This window comes from Saccharopolyspora taberi, assembly GCF_039534165.1.
Classification (GTDB): Bacteria; Actinomycetota; Actinomycetes; order Mycobacteriales; family Pseudonocardiaceae; genus Saccharopolyspora_D; species Saccharopolyspora_D taberi.
The window spans coordinates 25,679-42,862 of sequence record NZ_BAAAUX010000045.1; the positions used below are offsets into that span (position 1 = coordinate 25,679).

The 17,184-nt window shown below is 70.7% G+C and carries 18 protein-coding genes; 9 read left to right on the top strand and 9 right to left on the bottom strand.

Going from position 1 to position 17,184, the window contains the following annotated elements; genetic code table 11:
- Positions 1 to 34: 34 nt before the first annotated feature.
- Positions 35 to 1,669 carry a TM0106 family RecB-like putative nuclease gene (locus ABD691_RS32990; RefSeq protein ID WP_344686295.1) on the bottom strand — a complete coding sequence of 545 codons (1,635 nt, stop codon included), beginning with the start codon at positions 1,667 to 1,669 and terminating at the stop codon, positions 35 to 37.
- Positions 1,670 to 1,865: 196 nt separating this feature from the next.
- Here ABD691_RS32990 and ABD691_RS32995 point away from each other — a divergent pair, with 196 nt between their 5' ends.
- The 3 genes from ABD691_RS32995 (at position 1,866) to ABD691_RS33005 (ending at position 4,775) form a co-directional block, all read left to right on the top strand.
- Positions 1,866 to 2,408 carry a DUF6474 family protein gene (locus tag ABD691_RS32995; RefSeq protein WP_344686296.1) on the top strand — a complete coding sequence of 181 codons (543 nt, stop codon included), beginning with the start codon at positions 1,866 to 1,868 and terminating at the stop codon, positions 2,406 to 2,408.
- 114 nt (positions 2,409 to 2,522) lie between these two features.
- Complete coding sequence (locus tag ABD691_RS33000) at positions 2,523 to 3,338, top strand: lipase family protein (RefSeq protein ID WP_344686297.1); 816 nt, start codon at positions 2,523 to 2,525, stop codon at positions 3,336 to 3,338.
- 120 nt (positions 3,339 to 3,458) lie between these two features.
- Entirely contained in the window at positions 3,459 to 4,775 is a 1,317-nt protein-coding gene (locus ABD691_RS33005; protein ID WP_344686298.1) for a hypothetical protein, read from the top strand.
- A 49-nt stretch (positions 4,776 to 4,824) separates the two neighbouring features.
- Here the strand turns inward: ABD691_RS33005 and ABD691_RS33010 are convergent, their stop codons facing one another.
- The 5 genes from ABD691_RS33010 to ABD691_RS33030 are packed head-to-tail and all read right to left on the bottom strand — an operon-like array spanning position 4,825 to position 10,028.
- The gene (locus tag ABD691_RS33010; RefSeq protein WP_344686299.1) at positions 4,825 to 5,808 is read right to left on the bottom strand and encodes a glycine betaine ABC transporter substrate-binding protein; all 984 of its coding nucleotides are present in this window, start codon (positions 5,806 to 5,808) and stop codon (positions 4,825 to 4,827) included.
- A complete protein-coding gene (locus tag ABD691_RS33015; protein ID WP_344686300.1) occupies positions 5,805 to 6,572 on the bottom strand; it encodes an ABC transporter permease in 768 nt (255 codons plus the stop codon). Before ABD691_RS33015 ends, ABD691_RS33010 begins: the two co-directional genes overlap by 4 nt.
- Positions 6,569 to 7,744, bottom strand: coding sequence for an ABC transporter ATP-binding protein (locus ABD691_RS33020; protein ID WP_344686301.1), 1,176 nt, complete (start codon positions 7,742 to 7,744; stop codon positions 6,569 to 6,571). The genes ABD691_RS33015 and ABD691_RS33020 overlap by 4 nt, the downstream gene beginning before the upstream one ends.
- A complete protein-coding gene (locus ABD691_RS33025) occupies positions 7,737 to 8,384 on the bottom strand; it encodes an ABC transporter permease (RefSeq protein WP_344686302.1) in 648 nt (215 codons plus the stop codon). Before ABD691_RS33025 ends, ABD691_RS33020 begins: the two co-directional genes overlap by 8 nt.
- Before the next feature lie 6 nt (positions 8,385 to 8,390).
- Entirely contained in the window at positions 8,391 to 10,028 is a 1,638-nt protein-coding gene (locus ABD691_RS33030) for a BCCT family transporter (RefSeq protein ID WP_425565216.1), read from the bottom strand.
- Positions 10,029 to 10,665: 637 nt separating this feature from the next.
- On the opposite strand from ABD691_RS33030, the gene ABD691_RS33035 reads away from it, so the two are divergent.
- From ABD691_RS33035 to ABD691_RS33050, 4 genes are all read left to right on the top strand, one after another.
- On the top strand, positions 10,666 to 10,905 hold the full coding sequence (locus ABD691_RS33035; RefSeq protein WP_344686303.1) for a hypothetical protein: 240 nt from the start codon (positions 10,666 to 10,668) through the stop codon (positions 10,903 to 10,905).
- 76 nt (positions 10,906 to 10,981) lie between these two features.
- Positions 10,982 to 11,722, top strand: a complete 741-nt coding sequence (locus ABD691_RS33040; protein WP_344686304.1) for a YcnI family copper-binding membrane protein — start codon at positions 10,982 to 10,984, stop codon at positions 11,720 to 11,722.
- A complete protein-coding gene (locus ABD691_RS33045; RefSeq protein WP_344686305.1) occupies positions 11,719 to 12,246 on the top strand; it encodes a copper resistance CopC family protein in 528 nt (175 codons plus the stop codon). The genes ABD691_RS33040 and ABD691_RS33045 overlap by 4 nt, the downstream gene beginning before the upstream one ends.
- Before the next feature lie 87 nt (positions 12,247 to 12,333).
- A complete protein-coding gene (locus ABD691_RS33050) occupies positions 12,334 to 13,206 on the top strand; it encodes a macrolide 2'-phosphotransferase (RefSeq protein WP_344686306.1) in 873 nt (290 codons plus the stop codon).
- Between the two features lie 79 nt (positions 13,207 to 13,285).
- On the opposite strand, the gene ABD691_RS33055 is transcribed toward ABD691_RS33050, so the two are convergent.
- From ABD691_RS33055 to ABD691_RS33065, 3 genes are all read right to left on the bottom strand, one after another.
- Positions 13,286 to 13,594, bottom strand: coding sequence for a hypothetical protein (locus ABD691_RS33055; RefSeq protein ID WP_344686307.1), 309 nt, complete (start codon positions 13,592 to 13,594; stop codon positions 13,286 to 13,288).
- Positions 13,595 to 13,738: 144 nt separating this feature from the next.
- Positions 13,739 to 14,626, bottom strand: a complete 888-nt coding sequence (locus tag ABD691_RS33060) for a phosphotransferase enzyme family protein (protein ID WP_344686308.1) — start codon at positions 14,624 to 14,626, stop codon at positions 13,739 to 13,741.
- 108 nt (positions 14,627 to 14,734) lie between these two features.
- Positions 14,735 to 16,105 carry a helix-turn-helix domain-containing protein gene (locus tag ABD691_RS33065; RefSeq protein WP_344686309.1) on the bottom strand — a complete coding sequence of 457 codons (1,371 nt, stop codon included), beginning with the start codon at positions 16,103 to 16,105 and terminating at the stop codon, positions 14,735 to 14,737.
- A 221-nt stretch (positions 16,106 to 16,326) separates the two neighbouring features.
- Here ABD691_RS33065 and ABD691_RS33070 point away from each other — a divergent pair, with 221 nt between their 5' ends.
- A complete protein-coding gene (locus tag ABD691_RS33070; protein WP_344686310.1) occupies positions 16,327 to 16,575 on the top strand; it encodes a hypothetical protein in 249 nt (82 codons plus the stop codon).
- Positions 16,576 to 16,588: 13 nt separating this feature from the next.
- Positions 16,589 to 16,927: a hypothetical protein gene (locus ABD691_RS33075; RefSeq protein WP_344686311.1), complete on the top strand. Its 339-nt coding sequence runs from the start codon at positions 16,589 to 16,591 to the stop codon at positions 16,925 to 16,927.
- The last annotated feature ends 257 nt before the right edge of the window (positions 16,928 to 17,184 follow it).

Sequence of the window (17,184 nt, forward strand, 5' to 3'; positions counted from 1 at the left end):
CAACAGAACCCGAAGCGGCAAAGCCCCTTCGGCCTCAGAGATCCTCGGCGAAGGGCACGTCCAGAGCGGCGGGAGAAGTCATCCACCGCCGGATGGTCCAGGTCGCCCGCACGTCGTCCTCGTTGTAGGTCAGGATCCGGTCGCGCTGGGACGGCACCGGCGGGTCGCCGTCCAGGCCGACCGCGTCGCGGTACCAGCGCATCGAGTTCTCGCCGCTGGCCTCCGCGTCGCGCCAGGCGAAGCCCGCGCACGGGGCGATCACCTTCAGGCCCTTGCCGTTGGGGCACAGGAACTGGTCGCGCACCGAGGCGAACAGGTCGACCCACTCCCCGGAGTTGATGAACGCGCGGACCTCGGCGACCGCGGGCACGCCGGGTTTGCCCGCGAAGCGCTCGGCCGAGGCGAGCATCCAGCGGTTCTCCGCGAGCTCGTTGTAGCAGTAGGCGCGGAAGGTCAGCCCCCGCTCGGCGGCGGCGCGGCGGACCGAGGTGAACCACGACCAGAACTCCGCGAAGGACCGCGCCTCGTCGTCGGAGGGCAGCGGGTCCCAGGTCACGAAGGCGCGGTAGCCCGGCTCGTGCCCCACGTCGGCACCGGAGAGCAGGCAGCCCCACATGTAGGCGCCGGAGTCGGCGTAGCTCTCCATGTCCACGTCGACCTCGACGTCGGCCCTGGGCACGCTCAGCTCGCGCACCCGGCGCACCAGCGGCAGCTCGCGCAGCCAGGCCCTGGCCAGCAGCACCACGTCGTTGACCCGGGTGACGGTCAGCGGCAGCTCCTCCGCTTCCCGCGGCGACATCCGGGCCAGGTCATCCACAGTGGACACACCGATCCTCCGGAGGCTGACCGCGTCCTCGCCCCGCACGACCAGGCTGACGTCGCGGTTCTCGCGCAGCTGCCGCTCGCAGGTCGGCCACCACGGGCAGCCCTTGCACTCGGTGATCCGCGACGGCTCGGCCAGCGCGTCCGCACCGGTCGCGGCAGCCGTGGCGACGGCGAGCCGGTCGGCGAACCGCGCGTCGTACTCGGAGAGCGCGGTCCGGCCACCCGGCCAGTTCGGCGTCGCGAGGTCGTGCCAGAGGACGAACTCGGCGTCCACGCCGATCACGCCGCCGAGCGAGCCCGCCGACCCGAGGCCGGTCGACCGCAGCAGCCGGAGCGCGTGCGCGAGCCGGAGCTGGTCCCGCGAGTGGGAGCGGACCTTGAGCCGGTCGTCGGTGCGGGCCGCGGCCGGGTCGGGGCTGCTCAGCGGGGAGATCCGCGCGCCGAAGCCGGGGTCGGTGATCTTGTGCCGCACCACCAGCACCGGGACGTACCCGTCCTGCCCGCGGACCAGCAGGTCCACCGAACCGCGCCGCCCGCCTGCCGGATCGGCGGGCAGCTGCGCGGCCGAGACGTAGCGCACGCCCGCGCGCATCGCCGCCAGCGTCAGCTCCTCGCGCCGCGCGCGGTCGAGGTCGGTGGGGATCTGCGTCCAGGCGCCGCCCAGCAGCCTGCCCAGCCGGTCGGCGACGAACCGGCGGTGGTCGGCGGCGTCGCTGATGCGCTGCTCGATGCCCGGATCCGGCGGAGCCTTGGGGACGTCGCGCATCGTGCGATCGGATTCGAGGTGCACACGCCGACGACAGCGCGTCACCACGCTCGCGTCGAGCAGCACCTTCTCTTCCACGGTGAGAGCGTATGCCGTGGCCCCGACACCCGCGCCCATCACCCCGGTGACACCGGTGATCATCGCCGGTCACGCACCGTGTCGCCGGGCCCGGCGCGTTGCTGTCGTGCCGAGGGCGCACCGGACTTAGTGTCTGTGCTGTGAGCGGCACCGGCCGCTCGCCCCCAGTACCCCGCCGGAGGAGGGACGGCCGCCGATGACCCGGTCCGCGAAGAAGTCTCCGAAGTCCTGCACGCACGCGGCGAGCCGAGCGGAGAAGAAGGCGAACCGGAAGGCCCGCAGGGCCGAACGCAGGGGCGAGCTCGGGCGGATCACCCCCGGCAACGCCAGGCGGGTCATCGGCGTGCTCAAGGTCATCGGGCCGGTCGCCATGCCGTACCTGCTCCGCGCGGTGGCCTCCGCCCGCTCCTCCTACGACCGGATGCGCGCCCGCCGCCTCGGCGTCGAGGTCGCCGACCTCGGCCGCTTCACCGGCCGGGGTGCCGCGCTGCACGCCCGGATCGCGGCCGACCGCGACGCGCTGCAGGAGATGCGCGCGCAGACCGTGGGCCGCAGCGAGCAGGAGGTCTTCGCCGCCGACCAGTACGCCGAGGAGACCGACGGCAGGCTGTCGCAGCTGGCCAGCGCGGTGCGCGCGGCCGAGCGGATGCCGACGCAGCGGCGCCGCGCGGCGCACCGCGCCGTCGACGGCGAGCTCCGGCGGCTGGAGGTCCAGCTGATGCGCAGGCTCGGGGTCTGACCGGCTGACGATCGATCAGGCGATTCAGCCGCCGCGCCGCCTTCCGATCCGCTTCGGCGGATTCTCCCGGGGCTAACTTCGCTGCGCCGACGACGAACACGGAAAGGCGCGGCCATGACCATTGCCGATCTCGACCACGAAACCACCGGGTACAGCGCGCTGCACGCCTATTGGATGGCGCGTGCCGCGGACCTGACCTACAGCACCGAGGAGGAAATGCAGAGCGAAACCCGGAAATGGGGTTTCGAGCGGTTCCGGTACTTCTTCAGCAGCCACCAGATGCTGCCGATCGACGACACCCAGGGCTTCGTCGCGGGCAGCGACCGCATGATCATCCTGGCGTTCCGGGGCACCGAGCCGAAGAAGATCCAGGACTGGCTCACCGACGTCAACGGTCCCGCCGCGCCGGGGCCCGGCGCCAAGGGATTCGTGCACCTGGGCTTCCACCAGGCCCTCGACTCGGTGTTCCCCGAGATCAAGGACGCGATCGCCGAGTTCCGCGACAACGGGCAGACGCTGTGGATCACCGGCCACAGCCTCGGCGGGGCGCTGGCGATGCTGGCCGCCGCGCGGCTGCACTTCGAGGACCCGCGGCTGACGGCCGACGGCGTGTACACCTTCGGGCAGCCGCGCACCTGCGACCGGTTCCTGGCCAACGCCTACGACGAGGTCCTGGAGTCGCGCACGTTCCGGTTCGTCAACAACAACGACATCGTGCCGCAGGTTCCGCCGGAACCGCTCTACCACCACGTGAAGACCCTCCGCTACTTCGACGCGAAGGGGAACCTGCGGGAGAAGACCAGCCTGCTCGGCAGCATCACCGACAAGGCCAAGGGGCTGACCAGCGACATGTTCGCGCCCGCCACCGACGGAATTCGCGACCACCAGATGGCGAAGTACGTCGAACTCATGGAGAACAACCTGCGCTGAGCGATCGGACCGGGTGGCCGCACCCGGTCCGCAGCTCAACCCTCCCGAAACGGGTCCGCGCCGCCGCCCCGGCGCATAAGCTCCCGGTGTTTGACGCAGGTTCGAACTCCGGATGAGGGCATGACCAACCCGTACCAGCAGCAACCCCCGTACCCGCCGCGGCCCCCGCACCCCGGCTTCGCACCGCCCGGTCCGCCGATGCCACCCCCGAAGAAGTCGCGGACCGGGCTGATCGTCACCCTGTGCGTGGCCGGCGTGCTGGTCCTCGCCCTCGTCGTGGTCTCGGCGGTCGTGCTCGTCCAGGCGCCCGGCGGGCGCGAACCCTCCGCCGCCGAGCCGCAGCCGCTGACCTCGCTGCCGATCTCGCCCGGCTCCGGCCCGGTGCCCGTCTACGGCGGCACGCGGGCCCCCAACGTCTGCTCGATCGTCCCGGTCGACCTGCTGAAGTCCCAGGGCTGGCAGCTGTCCCCGGAGGAGACGATCACCGAGCGGCTGCCCGACCCGGACCACCCCGCGCCCCAGCCGGTGGCCCAGCAGCCCGGCGGGCTGCTGACCGGTCTCAGCGGCTGCTCGGTGCTGTTCGAGCAGGACGCGCAGGTCTCCTTCAGCGTCGACGCCGCGCCGATCAGCGATCCCGGCAGCATGGAGTCCGACCTGCGGATCGCGCGGGAGCACGGCAGCACCTCGACCACCGAGGGCAAGTGGGAGATCCTGCTCGACGAGGAGAACCCCGGCACCCCGGAAGGCGCGTACGGCTACCTGACCGACAGGACCTCGGTGGTCGAGTTCTCGATCGTCAGCCCGACCGGCACGCCGCACGCCAAGGCGGTCGACGTGGCCAAGCAGGCGCTGTCGGAGATGATCGCGAAGTGGGACAGCGCCTACGCCGGCGCCAGCGCCGGGAAGTACCCGGCACCGTTCGGCGAGGTGCCGGACCCGTGCGCGGCGATCGAGCCCGGTGACATCGACGAGGTGTTCCACCTGCAGCACTCCGGCGTCGTCGACCGCACGTGGAGCTCGTCGCCGGTCGAGGTCTTCAAGCGCGGCGACAACGAGCGCATCGTCTACGCCGAAAGCACCTGCCACCAGGGCAGCGTCGCCCCGCGCGACGACATCTCCGCGCGGACCGGGAGCATCGACGTCACCCTGCGCACCTTCCCGGACGCCGGGAAGGCCGCCGAGCAGGTCGAGTTCTACGCCGACCCGAACTCGGAGATCTCCACGACCTTCGGCCCGGCGACCCCGCTGGACGCGTCGATCGGCGACGGCCGCGCCTACCTCTCACCGGCGTTCGCCAAGGAGCACAGCATCATGTTCCACGTCGGCCGGTACGTGGTTTCGCTTGCCGCGACGGAGGATTCCCAGCTCTTCGACGACGAGGCGCTGCGCGCCCGGCTGGTGCCGGTGGCGCAGCAGGTCGCCGAACGGCTGCGCTGACCGGTCGGGGAGCCCTCGCCGGAGGGCTCCCCGCAGCGGTCGTCGGAGTTCAGGGCATCGTCACGAAGCCCTGCTGGACCATCCACTCGCGCGCGACCTCGGCCGGGTCACGGCCGTCGACGTCGACCTTGGCGTTGAGCTTGAGCAGCTCGGCGTTGCTCAACCGCTCGGACACCGGCTCGAACACCGCGGTGATCTGCGGATACCGCTGCAACAGCTCGTCGCGGACGGTGAGCCCGAGGTTGTAGCGCGGGAAGAACTGCTTGTCGTCCTCAAGCGTGGTCAGGTTCAGCGCCTGGATCCGGCCGTCGGTCGCGTAGACCTCGCCGAAGGTGCAGGTCCCGTTGAGCACCGCCTGGTAGATGGTGCCGGTCGCGAGCGTGTTGACCTTGGTCTCGTCGGCCTTGAAGCCGTAGGTCTCCTGCACACCGGGGAAGCCGTCGTTGCGGTTGGCGAACTCGGTCTCCACGCAGAACGTCGCGTCCTGGGGATGCTCGGCGACGACCCGCGGCAGGTCCGACAGCCTGGTCACGCCGAGCCGCCGCACCGCGTCCTGGTTGACCGCGAAGGCGTAGGTGTTGTCGACCTTGAACGCCGGGGCGGTCCAGTTGATCCCGTTGCGCTGGAGGTCCAGCTGCCGCACCGCCTCGTAAGCCTCGCGGGCGTCCGGGATCGGTTCGGTGTTGCCGTTGTAGCTGATCCACGACGAGCCGGTGTACTCCCACAGCACGTCGATCTGCTTGCTGGCCAGGGCGTTGCGCGCGCTGGCCGAGCCGGTGATGTTGCTCAGGTCGCGGACGTTCGCCCCGGCGGCCTCCAGCGCGAACTGGGCCATGTAGCTCAGGATCAGCTGCTCGGTGAAGTCCTTGGACCCCACCGTGAGCCGCACGCCCTCCAGCTCCGGGACCGGCCGGATCGAGCCCGGCCCGACCGGCAGCGGCACCGAAGAGCCCGAGCTCAGCCCGCAGCCCGACACCAGGACCCCCGCCGCCAGCGCCGCGGAGGCGAACTTCAGCGCGGTCCGGCGGTTCATCGCAGCCCCCTCGGCGACAGGTACTCCTCGGCCAGCGCGGCCAGCCAGTCGACCAGCAGGGCCAGCGCCATCGCCAGCACCGAGCCGACGCACATGACGGTCCAGTTGTTCAGCTTGTAGCCGGTGTCGATCAGCTCGCCGAGCCCGCCCGCGCCGACGAACAGCGCCAGCGTCGCGGTCCCGACCGCCAGCACCAGCGCGGTGCGCAGCCCGGCCAGGATGTAGGGCACCGACAGCGGGAGCTCGATGCGCACCAGCACCTTGGTGGCCGACATCCCGATGCCGCGGCCGGCGTCGACCAGCGCCGGGTCGACCTGCTGGAGCCCGACCATGGTGTTGCGCAGCACCGGCAGCAGCGCGTACACCGCGATCGGCAGCACCGCGATCCAGAACCCGGCGGTGCCGCCGGTGACGATGAAGAACAGCACCAGCAGACCGACCGACGGCGCGGCCTGCCCGACGTTGGCGATGCCGATGACCAGCGGCGCGATCCGCCGCGCCCACCTGCGGCTCAGCAGCACGCCCAGCGGCACCGCGACCAGCACGACGATCGCCGCGACCGCGAGGCTGAGCAGGAAGTGCTGCCAGGTCAGGCTGACGATGGTGGTGGCGTTGATGCTGCGCGCGGTGACCTCGCTGAGGTCCTGGCCGAACGCCCAGCCCAGCACCGCGGCGACCAGCAGCACGACCACGACCGGCTGCACCGCCAGCCGCAGCCGCTCGGCCTTCCTGGACCCGGAGTCGGCGGCGAACCGGGTGCTCATGACCCGGATTCCTGGTCGTCGGCGTACTCCTCGCGCAGCGACTTGATGGTGTTCATGACGGTGTCGATGTCCACGACGCCGACGTACTCGCCGCGCGATCCGGTCACGACCGCGACGCCGTCGTCGTCGGTGAGGATCGCCTCCAGCGCGTCCTGCAACGTCGACGCGGGCGAGACGCTGTCCTCGACCGGCCTGCCCGCGCGGTCCAGCGACGCGACCGCGCCCGCCTCCCGCGCGGTCGCCCAGCGCAGCGGGCGCTTGCGCTTGTCGAGCACCAGGCCGATCGCGCCCCGGCGGGTGCCGAGGCGTTCGCGCAGCGCCGACGGCTCCTCGTCGACCCGCGCGGTCGGCACCTGGCCGAGCTCGATCTCGCGCACCCGGCGCAGCGTGAGCTGCTTGAGCGCGGCCCCGGCACCGACGAAACCGGCGACGGTGTCGTCGGCCGGATTCGCCAGGATCGCCTCGGGCGTGTCGTACTGGAGGATCTTCGAGCGCTCGCCGAGCACCGCGATGCGGTCGCCCAGCTTGACCGCCTCGTCGAAGTCGTGCGTGACGAACACGATCGTTTTGCCCAGGTCTGCCTGCAGGCGCATCAGTTCGTCCTGCAGCACACCGCGGGTGATCGGGTCCACCGCGCCGAAGGGTTCGTCCATCAGCAGCACCGGCGGGTTGGCGGCCAGCGCCCTGGCGACGCCGACGCGCTGCTGCTGCCCGCCGGAGAGCTGGCGCGGGTAGCGGGTGCGGAACTCGGCGGGGTCCAGCCCGACCAGGTCGAGCATCTCCTCGGTCCGCTCGACGATCCGCGACTTGTCCCAGCCGACCAGGCTGGGGACCATGCCGACGTTCTCGCCGACGGTCATGTGCGGGAACAGCCCCGCGTGCTGGATCGAGTAGCCGATCTCCCGGCGCAGCTTGTCCGGATCCAGGCCGAGCACGTCCTGCCCGCCGATGGTGATCCGGCCGGAGGTCGGCTCGATCAGCCGGTTGATCATCCGCATGGTGGTGGTCTTGCCGCTGCCCGACGGCCCGACCAGCACCACGGTCTCCCCGGCGGGGATGGTCATGGTGACCGACTCGACGGCGGGCAGCCGCTGGCCGGAGTACCGCTTGGAGACCTCCTCCAGCCGGATCTCCACCCCGTGCCCCGGCCGGTCGATGTTGTTCTCAGCCACGAATACCTCTCGAAGTCGTCAGGCGCCCCACCAGCACGAACACCGCGTCCAGCAGCAGGGCCAGGACGATCACGCCCAGCGTTCCGGCCAGTGCCATGTTCAGCGCGTTCGCGCCGCCGAGCTGGCCGAGCCCGCTGAAGATCAGGTTGCCCAGGCCGGGGCCCTTGGCGTAGGCGGCGATGGCCGCGATGCCCATCAGCATCTGGGCGCTGACCCGCATGCCCGCCAGGATCGCCGGCCAGGCCAGCCGCAGCTCGACCCTGGTCAGCACCGAGAACCGGCTCATGCCGATCCCGCGCGCGGCGTCCAGGACCGGCTGGTCGACCGTGGACAGGCCGACGATGGTGTTGCGCACGATCGGCAGCAGCGCGTAGAGCACCAGCGTCACCACCGAGGGCGCCACGCCCAGCCCGATGAACGGGATGAGCAGCCCGAACAGGGCGAACGAGGGAATCGTGAGGATCGCGCTGGACAGCGCGGTGGCGATCGCCGCCCCGGCGGGGCTGCGGTAGACCGCAACCCCGACCAGGACGCCGACGATCGTCGCCAGCACGATGCACTGCACCACCATGCTGGCGTGCTGGTAGGAGTCCACCAGCAGCTGTTGCCACCTGGAAGCGACGTAGTCCAGGAACTCCACTCGGACCTACTCGGCCTTGGCCTTGGCGGTCTCGGAGTCGGAGTCCGCGTCGTCGTCGCTCGGCTCGGCGGGCGAGATCTCCAGCTGGAAGTCGCCGTCGTGCTCCTCGTTGCCGATGATGACCGCCTGCTCCAGGACCTCGACGCCCTTCTCACCGCGGACGGTGATGTGGTCGCTGCGCAGGTCCTTCAGCAGTGCGACGCACATCAGCACCATGACCACCGTGAACGGCAGGGCCGCGATGAAGGTCAGGTTCTGGATGCCTTCGAGCGCTGTCTCCTTGCCACCGCCGATCACCAGCATGATCGCCGCGACGGCACCGGTGGCCGCACCCCAGAAGATCACGACCCACTTGCTCGGCTCGATCGAACCGCGCTGCGACAGCGTGCCCATCACCACCGAGGCGGCGTCGGCACCGGAGACGAAGAAGATCGCCACCAGGATCATGACCAGCACCGAGGTGACCAGCGGCAGCGGCAGGTGCGCCAGCACGTCGAAGGTCTGGGCCTCGGCCTCGCCCTGGCCGTAGACGTTCTCGCCGCCCCGCTGGAGGTTGATGGCCGCGCCACCGAAGATGGCGAACCACACCAGGCTGACCACGCTGGGAACCAGCAGCACACCGCCGATGAACTGGCGGATCGTGCGGCCCCGGCTGATCCGGGCGATGAACATGCCCACGAACGGCGTCCAGGAGATCCACCACGCCCAGTAGAAGATCGTCCAGCTGGACAGCCAGGTGGTCATCGCGTCACCGCCGATGGCACCCGTGCGGGAGGCCATCGCGCCGAAGTCGCTGAGGTAGGCACCCAGCGTCGTGGGCAGCAGGTTCAGGATGAGCACGGTCGGGCCGACCACGAACACGAAGACCGCCAGCGCGGCGGCGAGCACCATGTTGATGTTGGACAGCCACTGGATGCCCTTGGCCACGCCCGAGACCGCCGAGGCGATGAAGCACACGGTCAGCACGGCGATGATGGCCACCAGGATGTTGGTGCCGGTCTCGCCGATCCAGCCCGCGGCCTGCATGCCGGTCTTGATCTGGAGCGTGCCGATGCCCAGCGACGCGGCCGAGCCGAACAGCGTGGCGAACAGCGCCAGGATGTCGATCAGCCTGCCGATCGGGCCCTCGGCGTTGCGCTTGCCGATCATCGGCACGAACACCGCGCTGATCAGCTGCTTGCGACCGCGGCGGAAGCTGCTGTAGGCGATCGCCAGACCCGCCACCGCGTAGATCGCCCACGGGTGCAGGGTCCAGTGGAACAGCGAGGTCGACATCGCCGTCTGCAGCGCGTCGTCCATCTCCTGCTGCGTCCAGCCGGCGAGCTTGGCCTCCTCGGCGCCCGGCAGCTTGACGAAATGCGAAAGAGGTTCGCTAACGCCGTAGAACATCAGACCGATGCCCATACCGGCAGAGAACATCATCGCGATCCAGGAGACGGTCCTGAACTCCGGCTTCTCCCCGTCCTGTCCCAGCGGGATGCGCCCGTACCGGCTGAACGCCAGGTACAGCGCGAACACGACGAAGCCGGTCGTGGCGAGCACGAAACCCCAGCCGAGGTTGTTCATCATCCACGTGAACGCGGTGCTCATGCTGTTGCTCAGCGAGTCGGTCGCCAGGCCACCCCAGGCGACCAGGCCGAACATGATCGCTGCCGTGACACCGAAGACCACCCAGTCGGTGCGCGGCCGGTCGATGAAGGCTGGTACTTCCGTCGAATGGCGGCCCGGGGACGAGCCGCCACTTCCTTTTTCTGTTTCGGTCGACACAGGTTTCGGCGCCGACTAGCTCGACGCCCCCTCCTCTCCGTCGTCAGTCACGACGGCCAGGAACCTCGCACCCGTCTCCCACATCTCGTACAGGATCGATCCTGACCGTCGGCAACCCATAGACCGTGACCCAATCGGGGTATCAAGGCAAGCTCACCTGCGGTCAGCGTGGCCGAACCGACACCTAGACTTGACCGCTGTGACGGTCCGTCCGAGTCCGGCGAAGGGTGCGCTGCGCGTCCTCCGCGGTACGGGCTTGGCCATCACCTCGGCGTCACTCTCAGTAGCCGCGCACGCGGCCGCCGGCGGGTCCGTGCCTGACCCGGGCACCACCCTCGTGATCACCTCGTTGCTGGCCGGTGCCGGTGTGGCACTCGCCGGTCGCAGGCGAGGGTCGCTCAGCATTGTAGGTGCTCTGGGCGTTGGGCAGCTGGCACTTCACGTTTTTCTCCAGCTTGCGGGCTCTCACCAGGACGGGGGCGCGGGGCCCGGCGTGTCACTGGATCCGGTGACGATGACCGCCGGACACGTGCTCGCGGCCGTGTTCACCGGTTTGGCCCTGGCCCGCGCCGAACAGGCACTCTTCGTAGTCGCCAACGCGCTCGGACTGGTGCTGCCGAGGAAGCCGGATCCGCTACGGATCGTGACCGAGCTCGTGGCGGTCTGCGTCCCGGCGGACACGGTGCGCGTCCTCGCGGAGCTGATCCACCAGCGGATAAACGCGCTTCGCGGACCCCCGGTCCACTCCTGCTGATCCGGGCGGCGACCACCGCCCGATCGTTGTCGTTCTGTCATCTTCCCCAGCACGAACGCCAGGAGTTTCTTCCGCCATGTCCGCAAACAGGCATTTTGTCCGTTCCGCGGCGGTCGCGACCGCCGCCGGGTTCGCCGCGCTCGCCGCGGCGGGCACCGCGTCCGCGCACGTGTCGGCCAACCCCGACGGCGAGGCCGCCAAGGGCGGCTACGCCAAGGTCGCCTTCCGCGTCCCGAACGAGCGCGACGGCGCAGGCACCGTGAAGATCAAGGTCACCTTCCCGCCGGAGCACCCGCTGAGCTCGGTGCGCACCCGCCCGATGCCCGGCTGGACCTCGCAGGTCGAGAAGGTCGCCCTGCCGCAGCCGGTCCAGGTGGCCGGCGCGGAGGTCACCGAGGCGGTGACCAGCGTGACCTGGACCGCGAACCCCGGAACCCGGATCGCGCCGGACCAGTTCGACGAGTTCGAGGTCTCGCTGGGCACCCTGCCGACCGACGTCGACCAGCTGCTGCTGCCCACCGAGCAGACCTACGACAACGGCGAGGTCGTCCGCTGGGACGCCCCGACCCCGCCCGGCGGCGAGGAGCCGGAGCACCCGGCGCCCACGCTGGACCTGGTGGAGGAGTCCGAGGGCGGCCACGGCCAGCACGGCGCCCAGCCCGAGCAGCAGCGGCCGGAGCAGCAGGCCGCCCCGGCCGGTGCCGACAACACCGCCCTCTACCTCGGCGGAGCCGGTCTGGGCGTCGGCTCGCTCGCGCTGGGCGTCAGCGCGGGTGCGCTGGCCCGCGCCCGCAAGTCCGGGAAGGAGCAGGCGTGAAGCGGCTGATCGCGATCGCGGCGCTGTCCCTGGCCGCCCTGCTCGGCGGGGCCGGGACCGCGCTCGCGCACAACGTGCTCGTCGGCAGCGACCCGGCCGAGGGCGCGCAGCTGGAGGTCGGCCCGCAGCAGGTGCGGCTGACCTTCGACCAGCCCGTGCGCGCGGGCGAGGGCTACAACACGGTCAACGTCGTCGGCCCGGACGGGACGTACTGGACCGACGGGAAGGTGTCGGTCGAAGGCACCTCGGTCACCGCGCCGGTCCGGGAGCTCGGGCCCGCGGGCGTCTACACCGTCGGCTACCGGATCCTGTCCGCCGACGGGCACCCGGTTCCGGGCAAGGTCACCTTCACGCTGACCAAGCCGGGCAACGGAACCCCGGCGCCGCCGCCCGCCGCCGAAGGCGAGCAGGCCGGTCAGCCGGGCGAGGCCGGTTCCGGCGGGATGCCGATCTGGCCGTGGATCGTCGGGGCCGTGGTCCTGGTCGGCCTCGGCGCGACCCTGGCGATGCGCCTCGGCAGGTGAGCTCGTCCGCGGGTCCTCCCGAACCACCGGGAGGGCCCGCGGGCTTCGCCGGAAAAATCGCTTTCGTCCCGGAATACGCTGGCTGCCATGCGGAAACTCGCCGAGGCGCACGGCCTCGCGGTGCGGCCGGTGGACGTGGACGAGACGGGCTGGGACTTCCGGGTGGTCCACGCGGTGGGCGACGACGGAACCCGCTGGGTGCTGCGGGTGCCGCGCCGCCCCGAGGTCGCCGAGCTGATCCCGGTCGAGGCCCGGCTGCTGGAGTTCCTGCGCAGACGGCTGCCGGTCGCGCTGCCGGAGTGGGAGATCCGCAGCCCGGAGCTGATCGCCTACCGGCGGCTCCCCGGTGAACCGCTGGCCGCCGAGGACCCGGTCGTGCTGCGGGATCCGGCGCCGATCGAGCCGACCGGCGACTTCCTCCGCGCGCTGGCCGGGGTGATCGCCGAGCTGCACCGGACCCCGCTCGCCGAGCTCGAACCGCTCGGCCTGCCGGTCCGCGGGCCCCGCTGGCAGCGGGCCGAGGCCGAGCGCGGACTGGCCGAGGCGCGGACCGAACTCGGCGTCCCGGACGAGAAGGTCCGCCGGTGGCAGGCGTGGATCGACGACGAACGGCACTGGAGCGCGGAGCCCCGGCTCGTGCACGGCGACCTGCACCCGGCGCACACCCTGGTCGACGGCGGCGGTGCGCTGATCGGCCTGCTGGACTGGACCGACACCGCGATCGACGACCCCGCGGCCGACTTCGCCGCGCCGTGCCTGGCCTTCGGCGCGGCCGGCCTGGACCGGCTGCTGGCGCACTACATCGACGCGGGCGGGCGACCGCCGGAGCGGTTCCGCGAGCACGTCACGGAGCTGACCGCGTTCCGGTCGAGCGTGATGCTCGGTCTGCACGGCCTGCAAACGGGGGATCCGGAGTACGTCGCCATCGCCCGCGCCCGGCTGGCCGACCAAGATCGCTAACGTTCGGCCGAGCTGAACTCCGGACCGAACCGGCCCGGATCTTTTCGCATCGCGGAATAATATGCAGTTCGCCGAGCGGTCATTCGCGCTCGGTGAGTTGCCCCAACCGAGGCCCCCTGCGCGACTCCATACGGTCCAATGCCGCGCACGCGCGGTGTTCGAGCTCCCGGCGGTCGATCCAGCCCGCCGCGTAGTGCCGGTAGGACTGGGCCAGCAGCACCAGCTCCGCCAGGTGGTCCGCGGAGCGCTTCCGCAGCTCCGGCGGCAGCCCGGGCACCATCCCGACCTGCGAGTCCACCACCTCGTCCAGCACGGCGGCCGAACGCAGCGCCCGCCGCGTCCGCCAGCCCGGGTTCAGCAGCGCCCGCTTCATCTTCGCGATCCTCATCGACTGCCCGTCCGGTCGTCTCGCGACATATCCACGAATGGTTTACATGCACAAGGGTGAATCCGTGACCAAGAATCACCAAATGATCGCGGTCTGTCGATCAAGTTCCCTCGAACGTACGAAAGTGTGATGCGGGGTCCGCCGCTAGTTGTAGGGCGCCCACTGCGCAGTGACGTCACCTGCGCGCATCGACCGCAACCGGCGCCGGAGCTCGCCGCGGATCGCGGGATTGCTGCGCAGGATCGGCAGCACGCTGATGGTGATCTTGAGCTCGCGCAGGTCGCGCAGCACCTGGAAGCCCTCCCACGCCAGCAGGTCGAAGCCGTAGCTGCGGGCCAGCGCCTCGTAGCGCTCCGGCGGATGCCCCATCCGCAGCCTGCCGACCGCCATCGGCGTCAGGTCCCACTCCGGCGGGCCGACGCACAGCGAGTCCAGGTCGCACAGCAGCGTTCCCTCGGACGTCGCGATCAGGTTGCCCAGGTGCGCGTCACCGTGGATCACCGCGCGGGGCAGCGGGAAGTCCAGCGACTCCAGCCGCCGCTCGACGTCGTCGCAGCGCTGCTCCAGGAAGTAGCGGTCGTCGGGGTCGAGCTCCTCGGCGTCGAAGAGCCTGCGCCGCACGTCGTCCATCGGCCGCCAGTCCGGCAGCGTCGCCGGGACCGGCAGCGAGTGCACCTGCCGGAGCAGCCCGCCCAGGTCGGCGCCGGAGGCGGTGCCGGTCTCCGGCACGGCCTGCCACAGCGTGGCCAGGTGCCCGCCGACGCTGACCGGCTGCGACACCCCGGGCAGCAGCCGCACCGCGGGAACCCCGTGCTCGGCCAGCAACCGGGCCGCTTCCACGACGTTGGCCGCCCGGTACGAGAAGGAAGGTGCGAGCACGATGCGCACGATCACCGGGTGCTCGCGGAGCAGGAAGACCCCGTTGTTGACGAACCGGATCAGCCGGGCGCCGCTCGGGTCGAGCCCGACCTCGGCGCAGATCCGCGCCAGCGCCAGCGCCAGCTTCGGCCTGGTGTACCGGCCGTCTTCCATGGGTCGTGTCTGGGAACTCATCGTCTGCCAACCAATTGCCTGCCTGGGCGGGCGACCGGCGGATGCCGATGCCGCCGCCGGCGGTCAGCCGCCCGGCAGGCAGCGGCCTCACACCTCGCGGAACCGCCGGATCTCCTCGGCCAGATCGCGGGCGTCGGAGTTCATCCGGTGCCTGCCCGCCTCCAGCTGCAACGGGCGGAGCCGGTCGGCGACCCGGGCGGACTTGACCTTCTCGCCGATCGCCAGCGCGTGCCGCCCCACCTTGATGCCCTGCTGCAGGTCACCGGCCCGGATGTGGTTGGTGGCCTGCAAGCTCAGCCCGAACACGTGCGTTCGCTGCATGTCCGCGCCGTACGCCTCGTTGCACTTGATGGTCTCGGCCACCGCCATCGGGGCGTAGCGGTCCGCGTCGAACACGGCCAGCGCGTCGTGCGCCGAGCCGATCATCCCGTGCAGGTCGTTCTCGTTGAAGAACCGGACCCAGTCCGGAGCCTCGTTGGTGTCGGCGCGGGCGAACTCGTCCTTGGTCCGGCCGATCATCTTCTGCACCTGGTCCGGTTTGTTGAGCATGCCGTAGGCCCACGCCTCGTTGGCGCACAGCACCGCGACCGTCAGCGCGGATCCCGATTCCTGGGCGGCGATCTGCCCCAGCTGGAACAGCTTCAGCGCCTCGTTCGGCTCCTCGTAGTGCAGGTACACCCGGCCCATCCGGTAGAGCACGCTGGCCACCAGGCTGTCGTCCTCGGCCTGCTTGGCGAACTCCAGCGCCTTGCCGAAGTGCCCGCGGGCCGGGTCGAGCAGACCGGTGTCGAACGAGGTCCACCCGGCGAGGCTGTGCATGTCGGCCAGCGACACGAACAGCTTCCTGCGCACCTGCTCGGTCGCGGTCGCTTCCAGCAACTGCTGCGCCCAGGAGAGCTGGGCGACCACCGCATCGCGGCACGTGCCACCGCCGTAGCGGTAGTCGAGGTCCCGCAACGCCTTCGTCGCGGCCTGGATCTGTTGCACGTCGGTCATACCGATGCGCGCCGGGGCCGGCGTCTGGGCGTTCGCGGGCACCCAGTTGGCCTCCTCGGCGCCGAAGACGGCCGCACCCATGGTGACGGCCGCGGCATGAGACAGAAACTTCCGACGCTTCACCGACTCGTCCTCCTCAGCCTGGGAGTCGCTCGTCGAATTCGCGACCCTCAACTGCGTCGCCCCGTCGTAGGCGAGGCCCATGTACCCCCTCGGTATTCCCAACCCGTCGGCGATGCGGGCCAGCACGTCATAGGCCATGACCTGCCGACCCTTGAGGATCTCGGACACCTCGGACTGCGACTGCCCGGTGGAGGCCGCGATCTGGCGCTGCGAAACACCGTGCCTGCGAAGCTGCTTGTAGACCTCGCTGATGTTCCGGTTGGCCAGAGCATCCCGCATGGCGCGGTCGTTCCAGACCTCGGGTGTAACGGGCGAGCCGCTCGAACCGATGATGTTCATTTGGACCCCCTCACGCTCTGACGGGCGTTGGTCGCAGAGTAAGGGCACTCCCGCAAGTCGGTGAAGTGCAGTTCGGCAAAGGTGATCGGCAGGGGTGAAGTCCGCCGACCGTTCGTCGTCGCCGTCTGCCCGGTCATCGCCTACCGCTAGGCGAAACGGCCCGACTAGATCCAATCTAGTCATGGGTAGGCAACCGAGCACGGAGAGGAACCCCGACGACAGTGGACAGCAACAGGCAGACGGGAAACCCGGCCGAAGCGGCCGAGTTCTCCCCCGACGCCGACCGCCGCCCGTGGTGGCGGGTCCACTGCCGGGACGCGACGAACGTCCACCGGGACCTCGACGTGCTGGTAAACCGGGACAGGGTGGTTCTTGTCGGACCGCCTGGCGCTGCCGCAGTGCTCTCGACCAGCGGAGTCGGTGAGTTGAGCCGTGCCCTGCGCAGCGCCGCCGACCAGGCGAGAAAGTGACGGTGAGGTTGCGGTGGACGAGATCCTGGGACAGGTGCTGCGCAACGCGGTGTGGGAGCGGCTCGATGTGCTTGCCGAGCTGGCGAACCGCGCGGACGCCCCGTCCCTGCTCTCCGTGGCGCGCTCCGAGCTGCCTCGGCTCACCGAGGGGTGGCGCACGCTGCTCTCCGCTCACGACGCCGACGAAAAGGGGAACTGCCCCGAGTGCTCGACCCGCTGGCGCCCTCGGAAAGCACCGTGCTCGGTGTGGCGTTCGGCGTACGAGCACCTCGTGACGGGCGCCCTGGCACCCCGTCCCGCACGGCACCTGCGCCCCGCGCACACTCTGCGCCGGGCGGCGCCGGTGCCGTAAAGCTGTGGTGGCCGACGAGCGCATGTCGTGAACCCCCGACCTCGGCACGTGCTCGTCGGCCACCACCCCGACCTCTCCAACTCCACAGTGGACATCCGCCGACCAGGCGGATCGCAGACATCCGCGGGCCGGCGCTGAAGCACTCCCCTCCCCCGACCGGCGCCGGCTCGCGGATTTCCAAGCTGCTCCGTATCCGTCCTCCCCGACACGGATCTCGGAGTGTGAGAAGGCCCCGGTGCCGGCGTTTCCCCGGACGC